Origin of the sequence: Brevibacillus ginsengisoli, assembly GCF_050113715.1 — a bacterium.
In the GTDB taxonomy this organism is placed as follows: Bacteria; Bacillota; Bacilli; order Brevibacillales; family Brevibacillaceae; genus Brevibacillus_H; species Brevibacillus_H ginsengisoli.
The window spans coordinates 400,029-418,853 of sequence record NZ_JBNJQR010000004.1 but is presented as its reverse complement, the minus strand read 5'-3'; the positions used below and the strand labels follow the sequence as shown (position 1 = coordinate 418,853).

General features: G+C 43.8%; 15 protein-coding genes and 1 riboswitch. All 15 genes read right to left on the bottom strand.

Features of this window, described 5'->3' with window-relative positions:
• Window positions 1-105: 105 nt before the first annotated feature.
• The 15 genes from ACQCN2_RS11410 to dnaA all read right to left on the bottom strand — a co-directional run bounded on the left by ACQCN2_RS11410 (window position 106) and on the right by dnaA (window position 18,778).
• The gene (locus ACQCN2_RS11410; RefSeq protein WP_426929032.1) at window positions 106-672 is read right to left on the bottom strand and encodes a glycerol-3-phosphate responsive antiterminator; all 567 of its coding nucleotides are present in this window, start codon (window positions 670-672) and stop codon (window positions 106-108) included.
• A 31-nt stretch (window positions 673-703) separates the two neighbouring features.
• Complete coding sequence (locus tag ACQCN2_RS11405) at window positions 704-1,930, bottom strand: benzoate/H(+) symporter BenE family transporter (protein WP_426929031.1); 1,227 nt, start codon at window positions 1,928-1,930, stop codon at window positions 704-706.
• 199 nt (window positions 1,931-2,129) lie between these two features.
• Complete coding sequence (locus tag ACQCN2_RS11400; protein WP_426929030.1) at window positions 2,130-4,484, bottom strand: universal stress protein; 2,355 nt, start codon at window positions 4,482-4,484, stop codon at window positions 2,130-2,132.
• Window positions 4,485-4,547: 63 nt separating this feature from the next.
• Window positions 4,548-5,105: a potassium-transporting ATPase subunit KdpC gene (gene kdpC / locus ACQCN2_RS11395; protein ID WP_426929029.1), complete on the bottom strand. Its 558-nt coding sequence runs from the start codon at window positions 5,103-5,105 to the stop codon at window positions 4,548-4,550.
• Between the two features lie 26 nt (window positions 5,106-5,131).
• Window positions 5,132-7,171: a potassium-transporting ATPase subunit KdpB gene (gene kdpB, locus ACQCN2_RS11390; RefSeq protein WP_426929028.1), complete on the bottom strand. Its 2,040-nt coding sequence runs from the start codon at window positions 7,169-7,171 to the stop codon at window positions 5,132-5,134.
• 24 nt (window positions 7,172-7,195) lie between these two features.
• Window positions 7,196-8,869, bottom strand: a complete 1,674-nt coding sequence (gene kdpA, locus ACQCN2_RS11385) for a potassium-transporting ATPase subunit KdpA (protein WP_426929027.1) — start codon at window positions 8,867-8,869, stop codon at window positions 7,196-7,198.
• Window positions 8,870-8,902: 33 nt separating this feature from the next.
• Window positions 8,903-8,980 carry a K(+)-transporting ATPase subunit F gene (kdpF, locus tag ACQCN2_RS11380; protein WP_426929055.1) on the bottom strand — a complete coding sequence of 26 codons (78 nt, stop codon included), beginning with the start codon at window positions 8,978-8,980 and terminating at the stop codon, window positions 8,903-8,905.
• A 560-nt stretch (window positions 8,981-9,540) separates the two neighbouring features.
• Window positions 9,541-9,686, bottom strand: a riboswitch (cyclic di-AMP (ydaO/yuaA leader).
• Between the two features lie 279 nt (window positions 9,687-9,965).
• Complete coding sequence (gene bacA / locus ACQCN2_RS11375; RefSeq protein WP_426929026.1) at window positions 9,966-10,757, bottom strand: undecaprenyl-diphosphate phosphatase; 792 nt, start codon at window positions 10,755-10,757, stop codon at window positions 9,966-9,968.
• 124 nt (window positions 10,758-10,881) lie between these two features.
• Entirely contained in the window at window positions 10,882-12,276 is a 1,395-nt protein-coding gene (locus ACQCN2_RS11370) for a methyl-accepting chemotaxis protein (protein ID WP_426929025.1), read from the bottom strand.
• 203 nt (window positions 12,277-12,479) lie between these two features.
• On the bottom strand, window positions 12,480-14,405 hold the full coding sequence (gene gyrB, locus ACQCN2_RS11365; RefSeq protein ID WP_426929024.1) for a DNA topoisomerase (ATP-hydrolyzing) subunit B: 1,926 nt from the start codon (window positions 14,403-14,405) through the stop codon (window positions 12,480-12,482).
• Entirely contained in the window at window positions 14,405-14,698 is a 294-nt protein-coding gene (gene remB / locus ACQCN2_RS11360; protein WP_426929023.1) for an extracellular matrix regulator RemB, read from the bottom strand. Before remB ends, gyrB begins: the two co-directional genes overlap by 1 nt.
• 11 nt (window positions 14,699-14,709) lie before the next feature.
• The gene (gene recF, locus ACQCN2_RS11355; protein ID WP_426929022.1) at window positions 14,710-15,828 is read right to left on the bottom strand and encodes a DNA replication/repair protein RecF; all 1,119 of its coding nucleotides are present in this window, start codon (window positions 15,826-15,828) and stop codon (window positions 14,710-14,712) included.
• 15 nt (window positions 15,829-15,843) lie between these two features.
• On the bottom strand, window positions 15,844-16,062 hold the full coding sequence (gene yaaA, locus ACQCN2_RS11350; protein ID WP_426929021.1) for a S4 domain-containing protein YaaA: 219 nt from the start codon (window positions 16,060-16,062) through the stop codon (window positions 15,844-15,846).
• 23 nt (window positions 16,063-16,085) lie between these two features.
• The gene (gene dnaN / locus ACQCN2_RS11345) at window positions 16,086-17,225 is read right to left on the bottom strand and encodes a DNA polymerase III subunit beta (protein WP_426929020.1); all 1,140 of its coding nucleotides are present in this window, start codon (window positions 17,223-17,225) and stop codon (window positions 16,086-16,088) included.
• Between the two features lie 191 nt (window positions 17,226-17,416).
• Window positions 17,417-18,778 (bottom strand): chromosomal replication initiator protein DnaA, encoded by a 1,362-nt coding sequence (dnaA, locus tag ACQCN2_RS11340; protein WP_426929019.1) that lies wholly within the window; start codon window positions 18,776-18,778, stop codon window positions 17,417-17,419.
• Window positions 18,779-18,825: the final 47 nt, after the last annotated feature.

Sequence of the window (18,825 nt, the reverse complement as noted above, 5' to 3'; positions counted from 1 at the left end):
AAGCAACCTCTCAAATGAGAAGAACCTTTTGGTGAATCTCCATATCTCCGTCACCTGTATTAACTTAAGACTTATACTATTGCATAATGAAAGCGTTGTCAACCCTTATATTTCATAATCATTAAAGTGTTGCCACAAATCGTGATTGGAGGTTGTGATCGCTGTTGCACCCGCTTTTATCGCCTGCTCCACATCGGAAACCGTGCGAATCAGTCCACCCGCCCAAATGGGGATTCTGGTATGTTCACAGACTTCCGCAATAATGTTGGGCATTGCCCCTGGAAGCACTTCAATAAAATCTGGCTGCGTTTTCTCCAATAACGCGTAGCTTTTCTGCAACGCATTGGTATCTAAGAGAAAGATACGCTGGATCGCTAACACGCCTTTTTGTTTGGCCTTCAGAATCACACTGGTTCTGGTAGAAATCAGTCCGTACGGCTTAATCTCCTGGCACAGATACTCGGTCGCATATTCATCATTTTTCAGACCTTGAATGAGGTCGGCGTGCAGAAACATTTTTTTATTTTCGCGATTGGCTGTTGCGTACACACTTTTTAGCTGCCCGATATGTGTATCAAGAAACACTCCGTATTCGTAATTGCTTTTTAATATCTTTTCAAAGTCCTTCATGTGTCTGGCTGCCGGCAAAATCACTTGTCCATGAAAGCTCACAAACATCCCTCCTAAGAAAACAACAAACCTTTCATTCTCCAATTCGGTTCAAAATTCCTTTAACATCCGCCGTAAAAATCCAATGCGTGAGCACACCTGCAATCAGCCCCCAGAATGCGGCTCCAATTCCGGCAATGGAAATTCCCGATATGGTGACAAGAAACGTAATGAGGGCGCTCTCTTTTTGCAAGCCTTCCATAGCGGAAGAAAGACTAGAACTTAAGGACGCGAATAAGGCCAATCCGGCAATGGCTGCAATCAATTCCTTGGGAAAAGCCGAAAAAATCGATGCGATTGCCGCACCCATAATCCCATATAACAGATAAAAGCCACCGCACGCAATCCCGGCAATGTAGCGCTTGGAAGAGTCGATATGCGCTTCTTCCCCTGTGCAGATCGCTGCGGTAATTGCCGCTAAGTTAATCCCATGAGCACCGAATGGCGCAAGAAGAAGTGAGGCGATTCCAGTGGTTGCAATTAAAGGATTAGCCGGCGTCTGATATCCATCTGCCCGTAGGACACCGATACCCGTCGCGTTTTGGGACGCCATCGTTACAATACATAAGGGGATTCCTAAGCCAATGATTGCGTCCCACGAAAAGGTCGGAGTGGTTAGAATCGGTTTTACAATCGTCATGTCAATTCCGCCAAAATTTAGTCGATGAAGGCTATAGGCAATCAGTAGACCAACAAATAAAGTACTAATGACTGCGAAACGTGGTGACCAACGCTTGAAAGCCAGATAACATACGATCATTGGTACGACTAGGACGGGTAATTCCTTCATTGAAACAAATACTTCAATTCCAAACTTCAATAAGATTCCCGCCAACATCGCTGCGACAATCGGGTAAGGAATTCTCTTCATGATAGCGGAGAAAAGACCCGATACACCTAATAACGTGATAATTATCGCGGAAACGATGAATGAACCAATGGCATCGGAATAAGAATAAGACCCCCAACTGGACACGAGCAAGACAGAACCAGGAGTGGACCAAGCCGTAATAACAGGCGCCTTGAACCATATACTGAGAAGAATACAGGTGAGACCACTACCAAATGATATTGCCCAAATCCAAGAAGAAAGTTGAGCATCACTTAGATTTGCTGCCTTGGCAGCCTGAAAAACGATAAGCAAAGGTCCTGCGTACGAAACCATCGTGGCGATGAACCCCACAATTATCGCTGAAATGGATGTATCTTCTCTTATTCTACTGATTGATGCATGCAATTGAATATCTCTTTGACTTGTCATTATTCTCTCTCTCCCGAATTAGTCTATTCTATTTTTGTCTTTTCTTTTTCATTTTATCTGAAATAGACTAAAAATTGCACCTTTTCTGTCTAGTTTGCTCTTCCTAATGGAACTGAGAAGACAAAAAAATAAGGAAACCAGCTGAGCTAAGCTGGCATCCTTATTTTTTTCATCCTGTTGTATAGCAACAAGGTTGGGGCTACTTATTTTTATTTTTTTCTATTTGTTGATCCGATACGACAAGCACATCCATATGCCGCACTTCCCGAAGGAGTCTCTGAACAACTGAGCCTTTGCAAATTTCTTCCCAGCGTGTACGAGCAGAGTGTCCGATAATCACCTGTGTCGCATTTTTCGACTTCATTTGATCGGCAAGCTCTCGGAAGACCTTCCTTCGATCGGATACCTTATACACCTCAAATATTCCGCCAAGCCGTTCGGTTAATGCTTTTAATTTTACAAGCTGCTGCTCTTCCCCTGAGGTAAGCGGTTCATGGTCCTGTACATAAGCAGCATACCAGACAGCTTTCAAACGATAAGCAATACGAAACCCTCTTCGAATCATGCGCTCGCTATCCTGGCGAAGATTTACGCAGACAAAGATGCTTTCTTCCTGACGCCAAGGCCCTCTCAGATTCCGTTTCCTCTCCCATGATTCCAAGCGTTCATCTACATCATCTGCCACTTCCCGTAAAGCAAGCTCGCGCAACGCGATCAAGTTGCCTGTCTTAAAAAAATGATTTAACGCTTGCTCAATCTTATTCGCCGTATAGATATTTCCCTCACGCATCCTTTCGCGTAGCGCTTTTGGCGAGATATCAACTAGCTCAATTTCGTCGGCCTGGTGCAAGAGATGATCAGGCACGGTCTCCCTTACCCGTACGCCGGTGATTTGTTCTACACTGTCATTTAGGCTCTCCAAATGCTGTATATTCATTGTTGAAATCACCGAAATTCCCGCTTCTAAAATCCTCTGCACATCCTCATATCTCTTCTCATAATAGCTTCCCGGCACATTCGTGTGGGCTAGTTCATCGACTAGGACCACTTCCGGATCGCGAAGAATAATGGCTTTTGTGTCCATCTCTTCTAGGATGACGTTCTTATAATGGATTTTCTTCCGAGGGATGATCTCCAATTCATCAATTTGCTCAGCTGTTTCTTTACGACCATGTGTCTCTAGTAAGCCAATGACAACATCAATTCCTTTTTTCTTCAGTTCGTTGGCCTCTCGAAGCATCGTGTAGGTCTTACCGACACCGGGTGCTGCCCCAATATAAACTTTTAAAGTTCCGCGTCTAATCTTCCCAATCTCTTGTTCCATTTCTTCCTGGGTGAGCCGTCTGTACGGATTCGGTGTCCCTTTGATATGTTTAGCTGGCAGGACTCTCTCTCCATCACGCTCTGACCTGTCCGCAACAATCAGGACATCCATATTCCGTGTCATCCGAAGAATCCGATTAATGATGGAACCACGGACGATTTCTTCCCACCTGGTACGTTTGGACTGTCCCAATACAATTCTCGTGATATTTTTCTCAATGGCATAATCGATTAATTCTTTCGCAACGTCTGTTTCTTTCGCTAATGGTTTTTCCTCAAATTCTCCGCCAACCTTTTCGACCAGCTTCATAATGGATCGCCGAAACGTCGCTTCTTCCTTGGAAAGCTTTTGATCATCCCGACGAAAACAGACAACGAGCAATTCTCCCCCTAATCGTTTGGCAACCTGTTGACCCCTACGGATCAGAATCGAACCATTCCAATGATATTGGGCAGAAACCAAAATTCTTTCCGTTGCTCCTGACGGCCCGATCATCCCATGCTTCTCTCGATATTCATCTAACGCTTCGTTTACTTCACCCGCGACAAAACGTAAAGATAATTCTCGCAGTACGGCAAGGTTATTGCGGCGAAACAGTTTTTCTGTTCCTCGCTTTTCTTCATGACGAGTACTAATGGCTCCTTCTTGAATACGTTTGAGAATGGCTTCCGGGGTGACATCCAACAGTTTGACTTCGTTGGCCAAAGCTAAGGTGCCTTCCGGTACACAATGGTCTACTTGCACCTGAACGCCCATGATTTTCTCGGCGATCTCTTTGACACCAGCTAACTCATAAATGTTAATCGTCGTAATCACACTAATATTGTGACTGAGCAAATAATTCACATCGTCCAATCGAGTGGCTCGTGGAGAATCCGCTCGGTTGCGATGGGCAAGGGCGTCAACTAAAACCACCTCAGGATCACGCTCGATAATTGCCTCTATGTCTAAGTCCTGTCGTTCAACCCCATGATCATTCCAGACGATGGGAGGGATCACTTCCAAATCGCCTACTAGTTCATGTGTCTTAGACCGATTGGGACCACTTACACCACCAACCACTACATCAATTCCACGCTTCTTTAATCCTTTTCCTTCCAACAACAGATGATAGGTTTTGCCCGAACCGCTGACGGCACCAACGATAATTTTAAGATGTCCTTGATGCATCTTGGAAATGGAGAGCAGAATCTCTTCCGGTGTTTTTCTGCGGAATTGATCGGACGACATACACGAACTCCTCTCAAAAAGAAAAATGGCAAAAAGGAGAGACGAATCTCTCCCCATTTCTAGCTATCTCAATTGGTCCAAAGCGAGATTAAGCTCTAAGACATTCACTCTTGGCTCGCCAAAAATACCAAATTGCCGTCCCTCTGTCTGTTGATCAACTAGCGCTTCGATTTTGGCAGCATCCATTCCTCTTGCCTTGGCAATTCGAGAAATTTGAATTTTGGCCGATTGCGGTGAAATGTGCGGATCAAGTCCCGAAGCAGAGTTGGTTAAGAGATCGGCTGGAATCTCTTCTTTTTTGACAGTTGGATTTGCGGCCAAAAAAGCTTCGATGTCCTTTTGCGTTCTCTCGATCAGCGCTGGATTAGAAGGGGCGTAGTTATTGGAACCCGAACCTGCAGCATTGTTATCGATTGAGGAAATGCGCCCCTGAAAATATTTGGGGTCATGGAATGTTTGACCAATTAATTCTGAGCCAATTGTTTTTCCGTTTTGGTCAGTGATCAGGCTGCCGTTTGCTTTTGCTGGCATGATCAGCTGTGAAATTCCTGTCATCGCAAGCGGATAGGCAATACCACAGATCACTATCAATACAAGTATGAACCGTACATTTTTTAACATAGGTTTCACCTTTACCTTCTCATGATTTACACTAGGCCGAATAGTACAAGCATTACATCAATGATTTTGATTCCGATAAATGGAACGATCACTCCGCCTAGGCCATAAATGAACAGGTTTCGCGTCAACAGCTTGGTTGCGCTCATTGGAATGTATTTGACACCCTTCATGGCAAGTGGAATTAGAATCGGAATAATAATCGCATTGAAGATTAATGCGGACAAGATAGCGCTTTGCGGTGTCGCCAGCCCCATGATGTTTAAAGCTTTCATCTGTGGGATGGCTAACATGAACATCGCTGGAATTATCGCAAAGTATTTGGCCACATCGTTCGCGATACTAAACGTCGTGAGAGCTCCACGAGTCATGAGAAGCTGTTTGCCAATGGCCACAACTTCAATGATTTTCGTTGGGTCAGAATCGAGATCCACCATGTTGGCAGCCTCTTTAGCGGCTACTGTACCGCTATTCATGGCAAGACCCACGTCGGCTTGGGCAAGAGCAGGAGCGTCGTTCGTACCGTCTCCTGTCATGGCAACCAATTTTCCTGCCGCCTGTTCGCGGCGAATTACCGCAATCTTATCTTCTGGTTTCGCTTCAGCAATAAAATCATCCACACCCGCTTCACGAGCAATTGTAGCGGCTGTCAGCGGGTTATCACCGGTACACATGATCGTCCGGATTCCCATTCTACGTAGCTCGTCAAAGCGCTCCTTCATACCAGGCTTTACGGTATCCTTCAGATAGATTAATCCCAAGATGCGATTTCCATCTGCTACTGCAAGAGGTGTACCGCCATCTGTAGCAATCTGTTTGCTTTTCTCCTCAAGGTCGGCAGGGATCACACCACCTTGTTGGGTTACATATTCTTTAATGGCGTCTACAGCACCTTTGCGGACTTTTTGGCCATCAGCGAAATCCGTACCACTCATTCGTGTCTCCGCCTTAAACTCAATTCCTTCCGACCCTTGAACCTGTAGTTCAGATTCGGGAACACCCAGTCTTTTTGCCAGTTCGATGACAGAGCGGCCTTCAGGTGTTTCATCATGCAGAGAGCTCCTGAGAGCCATACGATTCAATTCCTCTGCTTCTGCATTTCCCACTGGTACGAATGACGCAGCCATACGATTTCCGAATGTAATGGTTCCTGTTTTATCCAAAATGATGGTATTAATATCACCAGCCGCTTCAACAGCTTTACCTGACATCGCTATGACATTAAATTGAGTGACCCGGTCCATTCCGGCAATCCCGATGGCGGACAATAAACCACCAATGGTTGTCGGGATCAAGCAAACCAGCAAGGCGACAAGCGTTGCAATCGGGATGCTGGCATTCACATATGCCGCGATCGGCTCTAGTGACGTACAAACAATCAAGAAGATGAGCGTCAAGCTGACCAGTAATGTGTTCAGTGCGATCTCGTTAGGGGTTTTTTGACGTTCCGCCCCTTCTACCAGGCTGATCATTCGATCCAAGAAGGACTCCCCTGGATCAGTCGTCACTCTGATCTTAATCTGGTCACTAATGACACGAGTTCCACCTGTAACCGAGCTGAAATCCCCACCCGCTTCTTTAATCACCGGAGCCGATTCTCCAGTGATCGCCGATTCATCTACTGCTGCCACGCCTTCAATAATTTCCCCGTCACTTGGAATCAACTCATTCGTATCAACCAGGACGATGTCACCTTTACGTAAATTGGTAGAGCTTACTGTTTTAATCGATCCATCTTTCTGGATCACTTTTGCTTGAGTATCTTGTTTGGTTTTTTTCAGACTGGCGGCTTGCGCTTTCCCGCGCCCTTCCGCCAACGCTTCCGCGAAATTGGCAAACAGAATGGTTACAAATAAAATCGCACTAACGATTCCGTTGTAGACAGGATTGGCTTGTGTGCCAAACCATCCAGGAAAGACCGTCAGAATCAGTGTTACGATAAAACCAACTTCCACCACGAACATGACGGGATTTTTAGCCATGGTACGAGGATTCAGCTTTTTAAATGAGTCTAGTATTGCTTCCTTGATCAACTCTTGGTTAAGCGCGGATTTGCGCGATGTACTCATAGGTATAGCTCCTTTACTCCTGTATTAACGAATCGTCAACCATTCGGCTATCGGTCCTAAGGCTATGACTGGGAAGAAGGTCAACGCTCCTACGATCAAGACAGTTGCCACGAGGATCACCAAAAAGGTACTATTGTCTGTTCTAAATGTACCAATTGTCTCAGGAACAGGAGTCTTCGCCTTTAGTGATCCGGCAACAGCCAACATAGCAATAATGGAGATATATCGACCCATCAGCATCACTAATCCCGTAGAGAGATTCCAGAAAGGAGTGTTATCTCCCAAGCCTTCAAATCCAGAGCCGTTATTCGCCGCCGAAGAAGTAAATTCATAAACAACTTGTGATATGCCGTGGAATCCCGGGTTTGATATAGCAGAAGAGCCCATTTGAGTAACCAAAGCGATTGCGCTCGGAGCCAAAATAATGAATGGATGGACAAGAATCGTAATGGCGATTAATTTCATTTCTTTGCCTTCAATCTTCCTGCCCAAAAACTCAGGGGTTCTCCCTACCATTAGTCCCGCCAGAAACACAGCTAGAATGGCGTACATCAAAATGTTGATCGTTCCAACCCCGTCTCCACCAAAGATACAGTTGAGCATCATTTGACCGAGTGGAACAATTCCACCTAGCGGAGTTAAGGTGTCATGCATATTATTGACGGAACCTGTCGTAGCTGCAGTGGTGACGGTCGTGAACAATGCGCTTTGGGCTATACCAATACGAACTTCTTTCCCTTCCATGCTGCCCATCGATTGTGATAATCCTGCCTTAGCCAGCGCAGGGTTTCCGTTTATTTCACTGACATAAGCCGTTGTCAAAAAGGCTACGAACATCAGTCCCATCGACGCGAAAATAATCCATCCATGCTTCCGATTACGCGTCATCGCCCCAAAAGCAAACGGTAAAGAAGCGGGCAACAAGAACATGGAGAGAATTTCGAGCACGTTGCTAAACGGTGTAGGATTCTCAAACGGATGAGCTGAGTTAGCGCCAAAGAATCCTCCACCGTTCGTTCCCAAATGCTTAATAGATTCCAAAGAAGCGACTGGACCTCGAGCGATTAATTGCTGTGTCCCTTCCACAGTTGTTGCCGAAGCTGTAGGGGCCAATGTTTGCGGTACGCCCTGGGCAACCAGAACCAAGGTAACTACTATCGATAGAGGTAATAAGATACGAGTAATAGCACGAGTTAGATCGATATAGAAGTTACCCAAGCTTTTCTGGCCGGTTATCCCACGGAAAAAGGCAACAGCTGCTGCAAGACCGGTAGCGGGTGTAGCAAACATCAAGAACATGATGACCATCATTTGTGATAAATACGATAACCCCGATTCCCCGCTATAATGCTGCAGGTTCGTGTTCGTCAAAAAACTAATGGCCGTGTTAAACGTCAACAGCGGATCCATTCCGGCTATTTGACTTGGATTACCTGGCAGAATTCCTTGTAACCGCAGGATCAGGTAAGCAATCAGAACCATTACGAGATTGCTGAGGAGCAGCGCTTTCGCATACTCTTTCCACGTCATCTCATTTTTTTTAATGCCCGCCAGCCTATAGATTCCATTCTCAATTCCGCCAAACACTCTATCTAGTCCAGTTGCCTCAAGCGAGAATGCCGAGGCAATATACCGCCCCATTGGAATAGCCAACACGAGAAGCAAGCTCAAAACAACTGCTATTTGTATAAAGTCCACAGTGGGTTCCTCCTTCAATAAACACAGAAGACATTAATACTTTTCAGGATGAATCAACGCGTCTACCAAGTAGATCGATAGGCCGGCAACAATGATTAGCAAGAGGATCATTACTTTTTGCCTCCCTGTTCATCAATGACCTTGTCGCAAAAATTTACCGTTAAATAAAATATTCCGAAACAACCTAGTATTAGTGCTACGGAGATGATATCCATACCGCTCTCCTCCTTATTCAATAGTTAAAATCGCTAAATCCCCCAGATTTTCGTTTTACCCATAGCCGCTTTTACATACGTATCTGTCACCCTCCTACACCACTCAAACAAAGCCTGATGAGCAAAAATGCCATTTTAGAGCGAAAAAAAATAGACCAAATCATACTCTTACCCCGAATTGAATCAATGAATAGAGACTCCCCACACAGAAGGAGATTAGGCTCCTCCCTTATGGCGAACTTATTCATGAATTCAACTGCCGGAGAAAAAGTACTCATTGGTCTACCTAACGCCCAGCCAGCACGTGTGCCCTCTTTGCGTTCCGTCTCCCTGTACTCATTCAGGAACAGTTGCTATTGAATTGCAAACGAAAAAGACCTGCAAAAATCATTCGAGAAATTCATTCCTACTGTCTGAAGACAACAAAAAAGACCTTCTCGATTCAGGCGGTCTTATGACCTCCCTCGCTTTAGCCGACGAAGTTAGCTGACGGGTAGGATGGCGAAAGAGCTTTCTCATCCCTTCTACAACAATCATAGAATTAACCCCAAAAAATTGGTTCCTCCGCTCCCGAGTGCCTCGGGATTAAGCCGGTTTGCAGTTTTTATTGCGTTTGATGAAACTTATTATATTCTCCCCTTAAATAAAAGTGAAATAATGAAAACGCCGAAAACAAACCAATTTCAGTCTTTTTTAAACCAAAACAGCGTTTATTATTCATTCTCTTATGCTTGTAATGTTTTTCTTCTATTTTCTAATCCTTACAGTTATTAAATGGTAAACCATTGCCCTGCTTTCATGCCATTACTTCGATCCGGTTGTCTTGATTTACAAAAGGATAGGACCCAATCATCCTGTACAGATGATTGGGTCCTATGGTTTTACTTCAGGATGAACAACCAGAAGAGAATGGCGACAATGAACCGATAGTAGGCAAAAGCGCTCAGTTTTAATTTCTCCAGTAACTTAAGGAAAGTGACAACTGCTAGCAAGGCAACGATAAAGGACACAAAGAAACCTATCAAGAAGAAAACAAGGTCATCCATCGAAAGTAGTTTGTAAGACTTGAGAAGATCATAGCCGCTCGCTGCAATCATCATAGGTATAGCGATCAGAAAAGAAAAGTTTGCTGCCGTCTTATGATTGGTTCCAACTAACAAGCCACCCGCGATCGTCGCGCCAGAACGAGAGAAGCCTGGCCAAAGGGCTAAGCACTGAAATAACCCAATCGAAAATGCTTGTTTGTAGCTCAAATCATCAATGGTGTCTGTTTGCACCGGCACATGGCGTTTTTCCGCATAAATCATAAACAAGCCACCGACCACCAAACCGATTAGGACAGTGTAAGGGGAGAAAAGATAGTTTTTAATCACCTTATGAAGTAACAATCCCAAAATCATCGCCGGAAGAATAGCAACGATAATATGCTTCAGGTTCAGGTTTGAACTTGATGACTTTTTAAAACTGAGAAGACTCATGATTCGGTTCCAATAAAGAATGACAACTGCCAGTATTGCTCCTAATTGGATGATGATTTCAAATGTTTCAGCTTTTGGCCCCTCGAATTTCATCAATTCACCGGCAAGTATCAAGTGACCCGTTGAGGATACTGGTAAAAACTCTGTAAGTCCCTCGACAATTCCTTGAACTACAGCAATCCAATAATCATGCATCCGACATATCTCTCCCTTTCAACCTACGTTAAATCTTATAAGGACACTATACGTCCAATATTATAGTTGGTAGATTCAATTAAATCATCAATTTCATGTTAAGAAATATCGATCTGTTTTATTTCTATTTTGGCGTAACCTGTTCACTTAATTGATCCAAGCGAGTGACAATCTCAGATGATAAGAGTTGTATATCTTGGTATAGACGACGCGCTTCCTCTTCATCCTGTTTATTAAATGCCACTATTGCTTTAGCGCAAGTTTCATGAAATAGCCTGTGAGGTTCCTCAACCGATTGAAAGATACTGTTTTGCCCTAATCGTTCGCTGCCTTTTCCATAATACCATTTACCTAAACGACAAATGGTATGGTCTTTAACCGTATCGCTTTGTAAAGTGATTCTCCCAAGTAACATATTCTCTAAGCGCCATTTCCATAACAAATGATCGGTTTTAGCCAATTCTATTATTTCTTCGGGCTTGAAGTTCGCTTGAAAAACAGATGATTTTTGTCGCATTTTTTCCATAATGGAACCCAATTCAAACATATTGCTCGCGCTATCTCGTACATCGATTGCGGTTCTTTCCGTATGAAGGCTCATCTCCTTCATTGTCCCGGAGACTTGTTGAAATGAAGCTGATTGTTGCTGTAAAACGGGAACAATCTCCATTACATTTCCTATGGTATCATGCAAGGAATTGATAATCTGATCGATCGTTTGATAGGCGTGATCGGAGTGACGAGTCCCATCTTGAATTTGTTTAGCTAAAGAATCAATTTTTTCTGAAACATGTATAATTCCGTGTTGCACGTTATTGACTTGTTTGGTTATTTGTTGGACTGATTCCTTTGTCCGTTCCGCCAGATTTCTTACCTCGCCCGCGACCACTCCAAAACCTTTTCCGTTTTCCCCCGCACGCGCAGCCTCAATCGCCGCATTCAACGCCAGAAGATTGGTTTGATCAGCGATCTCCCGAATAAAGGTAACCAAGTCATTAATGGATTTTGCCTGTCCATTTAATTCATTAACCTGAGACAATACATGCTCCATATCGTTACTGACGTTGCGCATCTGGTTGGATGAAGCGGCCATATTATGCTTACTTGCTTCCCCTTCTTTCCTCACGTTATCCAGGTGAAAAGAAACCTCTGTTGATTGATCCGCTACATGAAGAATCGCATTCGACACCTGCTCGGCAATATCAACTACGGTCATGCTATTTTTGTGTAACTCCCCTGTGTCTTGTTCAATCCTGTTAATGAATACGTTTTCATGAATGCCTCTTGAAACCGTATTTGTTTGGGCAAGCGCAAATTCGATAATTGTCTTCTCGAACAATTCCAACAGACTATTTACCGCAACCCCAACTTTATGGCAAGAATCTGTTTCCGGCAGATTCACACGGACTCTTAAATCTCCTTCAGCAGCTTGAGCAATAATTTGGCAAATCAATTCAATAGAATCTTGAAATTTCGTTGTCGGCTCGTTCTCACGAATAAAAGAAAATAGTTTCTTCAAAATATCGCCTTCTTGTTATTTTATTTAGCTATATATAAACACGGTCCATCACAAAAAATAATTTTAATATCTACCAAATGCCACCAATTATACAAGGTGTTTCTCCATATGCCAAATCTTAATTTTGTAGAAAAAATGTAAAAAAACTCAACCCTGCATAAGAAGAAGGGTTGAGTTTATCCGATTCAATATGAAAAATCACATTAAATGTCCAGATTTCGTACATTTCGAGCATATTCTTCAATAAATTCTCGACGAGGTTCAACTTCATCCCCCATCAAGGTCTCGAATACCATATCCGCATCCATTGCATCCTCTAAGCTAACTTGCAGGAGAGTACGAACTTCCGGATCCATCGTGGTTTCCCATAATTGCTCCGCGTTCATCTCACCCAAACCTTTATAGCGTTGAATCGCTGGTTTTGGTACCGGCTTGAGACCAGCAAGGATCTCGTCTCTTTGACGATCATTATAAGCGTAATAGATCTGCTTGCTTTGTTTGATACTGAACAAAGGTGGTTGCGCAATATAGACGTAACCAGCTTCAATCATTGGTCTCATGTAGCGATACAGGAACGTCAGAAGAAGCGTACGAATATGGGATCCGTCGACGTCGGCATCGGTCATGATGACGACTTTATGATAACGGGCCTTGGCGATGTCGAAGTCTTCTCCAATTCCTGTTCCCAATGCAGTAATAATGGCACGAATTTCGTTATTGGCCAATATTTTATCTAAACGAGATTTTTCTACGTTTAACACTTTCCCACGCAGAGGCAGGATTGCTTGAAAGTGACGATCACGACCCATTTTTGCGGAACCTCCCGCAGAGTCACCCTCAACGATGAAGAGTTCGCTCTCGGCAGCATCCTTGGAAGAACAGTCCGCCAGTTTACCCGGCAAGGCACTTACCTCAAGAGCGCTTTTACGACGCGTTAATTCCCGCGCTTTACGTGCCGCTTCTCTTGCTCTTGCAGCCATTAACGCTTTTTCGACGACCTTCTTGGCAACAGCAGGGTTCTCTTCCATGAAGTGTTGGAATTTCTCGCCGAAGACATTCTCTGTAATGCTTCGGGCTTCGGAGTTTCCTAACTTGGTTTTGGTCTGTCCCTCAAATTGCGGTTCTGGAATCTTAACGGAGATGATCGCTGTGATCCCTTCGCGTACATCATCTCCAGAAAGGTTCTGGTCCTTTTCCTTCAAGAAGTTAAACTTACGGCTATAGTCATTAATAACGCGGGTAAGCGCGGCTTTAAAGCCTGATTCGTGAGTACCGCCCTCATGCGTATTAATATTATTGGCGAAAGAGTAAATATTACTTACATAGCTATCGTTGTACTGAAGAGCCACCTCTACAAGAAGACCATCCTTTTCCCCTTCGCAATAAATCGGCTCATCGTGAAGTTTCACTCGGTTCTTGTTGAGGTATTCTACGAAGGAGATAATCCCGCCCTCATAGTGGAATTCTTCGGTTTTCTCTTGACCTTCTCGTTCATCATGCAGCGTGATTCTCAGGCCCTTGTTCAAGAAGGCAAGCTCGCGAATACGCTTCTGCAGAATTTCGTATTCGAAAACGGTCGTTTCTGTAAAAATCGTAGGGTCCGGTTTAAAGGTAACCGTGGTACCAGTAATATCCGAATCTCCAACAATATCCAGATCCGCTTCTGGAGCCCCTACATTAAACTTCATGTAAAAGACATGTCCGTTTTGGCGAACCTCAACTTCCATCCACTCGGACAACGCGTTAACAACAGAGCTACCTACCCCGTGCAGACCACCAGAAACCTTGTATCCTCCACCGCCAAACTTACCGCCGGCATGTAGAACGGTCAGTACAGTTTCAACTGTAGATTTCCCGGTTTTTTCGTGCACACCTGTAGGAATCCCACGTCCATTATCGACGACGCGAATGGAGTTATCCGGGCGAATATAGACATGAATATCATCACAGTATCCAGCCAAAGCTTCGTCAATGGCATTGTCAACAATTTCCCATACGAGATGGTGCAATCCGCGGCTGCTTGTAGAACCGATGTACATCCCCGGACGCTTACGTACTGCTTCCAAGCCCTCTAAAACTTGTATCTGACTGGCATCATAGTTAGTTTCATTCGTTGTCACTTGTTCCACTACTCTGTCAACTCCTCTATATCAGTTTGTACAGAAGGAAATTGGTCCAAGCTGTTCATAAACTGCGCACGCCGCTTAAGAGTCAGCGAAGAAATTGGCGAACAGTAGATGGCATCTTTGGTAATGACATAGGATTTGGTTTCTTCCATATCATCTTCTACCAAAATCTTATTTTTCAGCTCATCCTGTATGAATTTCCTTGTAATCTTGGATGCTTTGACTGATTGATGATCAATGATGGTAATGACTTCCTTGGTGCTCACAACAGTATCTCCACCTATATGGATAAACATGCCATCCCACCTTAGCTTTCCGCCAAAATTTGGCCTTCACGTACATAAAAACGAGCTGCTTGCTGTAAGACCTGATGCTTTAATCCTTCCACACCAGTCGTACTTACAAACGTCTGTACTTTTTCTTGTATCGTTTCTAACAATAAGGTTTGCCTATGTTCATCTAACTCAGATAAGACATCATCCAAAAGAAGGATAGGGTATTCCCCAATTTCTTCTTTGATGAGTTCAATTTCAGCCAACTTCAAAGAAAGAGCCGTCGTGCGCTGTTGTCCTTGTGAACCATATGTTTGAACATCCATACCGTTCACTTTTAGTGAAAAATCATCACGATGAGGTCCAATCAACGTACTTCCTCTCAACTTCTCTTTCTCAAAAAGCTTATCTAATGATTCTACCATGATCTGGTTCGCAAAAGAACCATCCATTTCTTCTCGAACAGGAGAAGTATTCTCATAATGGATGGTCAGAGTCTCATTACCGTTCGTTATTCCAGCGTGGATAGACTGTGCCCACACTTCTAACTTCCGTAAAAACTCAAAGCGCTTTTTTAATAATTTCACCGATAAATCCGCTAGTTGGATATTAAAGATTGGCATCATTTCCGCGGAATGTTCTTTTTTCATGGAGATATCTTTAAGCAACTGATTTCGCTGCTGCAAAACCTTGTTGTAGTTGCTCAAATAATACAAATACATCGGGGAAACCTGCCCAATCTCCATATCAAGAAAACGTCGCCTCTGGGCCGGAGCTCCCTTCACGATCGCCAAATCCTCAGGTGCGAACATGACAACATTCAGTGCCCCGATATATTCGCTCAGTTTTCTTTGCTCTAACCCATTAACTTTAGCCTTTTTCCCCTTGTTGGTCAATTGGATCTCCAAACGAACAGATCCGTAGCGCCGCTCGATCTCGCTACGGATTGTCGCATAATCAGCATTCCAACCAATCAATTCCTTATCGCGTGTCGTACGATGCGATTTGGCTAGAGCTAAAACATATATGGATTCAAGCAAATTCGTTTTTCCTTGGGCGTTATTGCCAATAAATAAGTTAATTCTTTTATCAAAAGAGAGGGACAGAGAAGAGTAATTACGGTAGTTCATGACTTGTAGGTTACGTAAAAGCAAGACAACAATCCCCTCTCACTGACCAGTCACTACGTATATCCCATAGCCTTCAACTTCTATTTTATCACCTGGGTACAGCTTACGGCCACGTCGGTTGTCTTCCTCGCCATTCACTCTGATCGGGACTTCAGCTAAAAAAGGCTTGGCCATACCGCCTGTCTGAATAATCCCAGCTAACTTCAGGAACTGACCAAGGGGTATATATTCGGTATGAATCGATACCTGTTGGCTCATAGGGAATTTGCCCCTTTCTCAATCTAGTAGGTACGCACAGGGAGAATCAGATGGAGAATCCAGTCATTATCCGTTGGGCGAATAATAAACGGACTCATCGCTCCAGTGAAACTGGCTCGAATCTCACTGCTGTCAATGGAACGAAGTGCATCAATCATATATTTTGCGTTAAAAGAAATTTTTAATTCTTCCCCGTTAAGGACTACTGGGTAAACGACTTCCATTACTTTTCCAATTTCAGGGGCATTAGAGGAAATTTCCACATTTCCATCCGCTAACGTAGCCAATTTGACGACGTTGGATTTTCCTTCGCGGCTTAAGAGGGATGCGCGCTCAATGGATTGCAGGAATTCCTTGGTGTTTAGCGTCATTTCGGTTTTACTGCCCTGTGGAATGATTCTCGATGTGTCTGGGTAAGTACCTTCGAGAAGACGGGAGTAGAACAAGATGTTTTTAGAACGAACGAGAATTTGGTTTTCGCCTACAATGATGTCGATTGGCGTTTGGTCGTCATCCAGGATTTTGACCAACTCATTGCAGCTTTTCCCTGGAACAACAATGTTGTTAAAGCGAAGATCATGGGAACATTCTACCACAGCTTCTCGACTTGCCAAACGATGGCTATCCGTGGAAACAAATTTCAATTGGCCGTTTTCCAGAGACCACATGATTCCGGTAAGAATGGGACGCATCTCTGAGGAAGACACCGCAAACACCGTTTGGCGAACCATTGTTTTGATTAAATCACTTGGAATGCTGAAAATTTTATCCTCCTCAATCTGGAGAAGCTGAGGAAAATCGCTTGCATTCATTCCGTTAATGGTGAATTCCGCATGCCCGGATTGAATGAGCGTCACGAGTCGCTCATCAACCAGCATATGAACTTCGCTTCCCGGTAATTTACGAACAATCTCGCTAAAAATACGAGCAGGGAGGACGATGCTTCCAGGAATATGAACAGTTACTCCCCATTGGTCAGATTCTTCCAAAGGAATGTGCACTTCGATGGAGATATCGGAATCACTTGCTGTTAAGGTAAGTCCTTCTTCATCCGCTTTTAATTTAATACCGGTTAGGATTGGAATCGTAGTTCTTGTAGATACCGCCTTCATTACATGAGAAACAGCAGTCGCTAATTTTTCGCGTTGAACGGTAATTTGCATAATCATGTACCTCCATGCATGGGGTGAAATAACAGGGTATTTTTATTCATAAGTAATTATTTAAGGATATATTTTTAAAACAGTAATAGTAATAGGCGCTGTGGATTTGTGGATAACCTACTCCAACAGAACGAAGAGAGCCTATACACGTGTGGGTAAGTTGTGTATAGGCTAAGCTCACTTATTCACATCTAGCTGCCATTCTTTAATTTCTCAATCAAGGTCTGAATGGTCTGCTGCAATTGAGTATCTGTCAGTAAAGAGGTCGAGATTTTTTCATGAGCGTGAATGACAGTTGTATGGTCTCGGCCACCGAATTCATCTCCAATTTTAGGGAGGGAGGAGTCGGTTAACTCACGAGACAAGTACATCGCAATTTGACGAGGGAAGGCAACGGATTTGGTCCGTTTTTTCGCTTTGAAATCTTCCAGCTTCAAAGTAAACAGTTCTCCAACAGCTCGTTGTATATCAATAATCGTTATCACGCGAGGTTTAGAAGACGGAATGATATCCTTAAGTGCCTCGGCAGCCAAACTTGTATCAATATCGCGATTAATCAGGGATGAAAAAGCAACAACTCGGATAAGTGCACCTTCTAACTCACGAATATTGCTATCAATTTGGTTGGCGATATACACCATGACCTCATTCGGGATGTCCAAATTCTCCGCTTTTGCCTTCTTTCTTAAGATGGCGATCCGGGTTTCCAGATCTGGTGGCTGAATATCGGTAATCAAGCCCCATTCGAAGCGGGAGCGAAGACGATCCTCGAGGGTAGGAATCTCCTTTGGCGGACGATCAGATGAGATAATAATTTGTTTGCTTTCTTCATGCAACGCATTAAATGTATGGAAAAATTCCTCTTGGGTTTGCTCTTTTCCAGCCAAAAATTGAATGTCGTCAATCAGAAGAACGTCTACACTTCGATATTTGTTCCGGAATTCAACGGTTTTGTTGTCCCGAATGGAGTTGATGAACTCATTCGTGAATTTTTCGGACGAGAGGTATACCACTTTAGCGGAAGGATTATGTTGAATGACATAATGACCAATCCCATGCATTAAGTGCGTTTTGCCCAATCCTACGCCCCCGTAGATGAATAGCGGGTTGTACGCTTTTGCCGGAGCCTCAGCAACTGCAAGAGAAGCAGCGTGAGCAAAACGATTGCCTGAACCAATAACAAACGTATCGAAAGTATATTTGGGATTTAATATACTTGGCGGTTGGTCATCGGACACGGGTGATTGAACGGTTTCTTTAACCCGGGCTACCGGAAATTCATCTTGCAGGTGTAATTCAGGATTTTGGGGAACAACGAATTTGACTTTCATATTAATGCCGGTTGTTTCATACAATGTATCAGTTATGAGAGGTGAATAACGAGTTTCGAGCCAATCGCGGGCAAATTCATTAGGCGCGGTAACAATGAGTGCGTCTTCTTCTAATGTGGTTGCTTTGGTAGCTTTCAGCCAGGTATCAAAGCTTGGTTTGCTAAGTGTTTTCTCTATTTTTGCGAGGACTTTTCGCCAAAGTTCACTTATAGCAGCATCCACCAAAAATCCCCCCTTTCATCACAAACAATTGTGGATATTTCTATTTA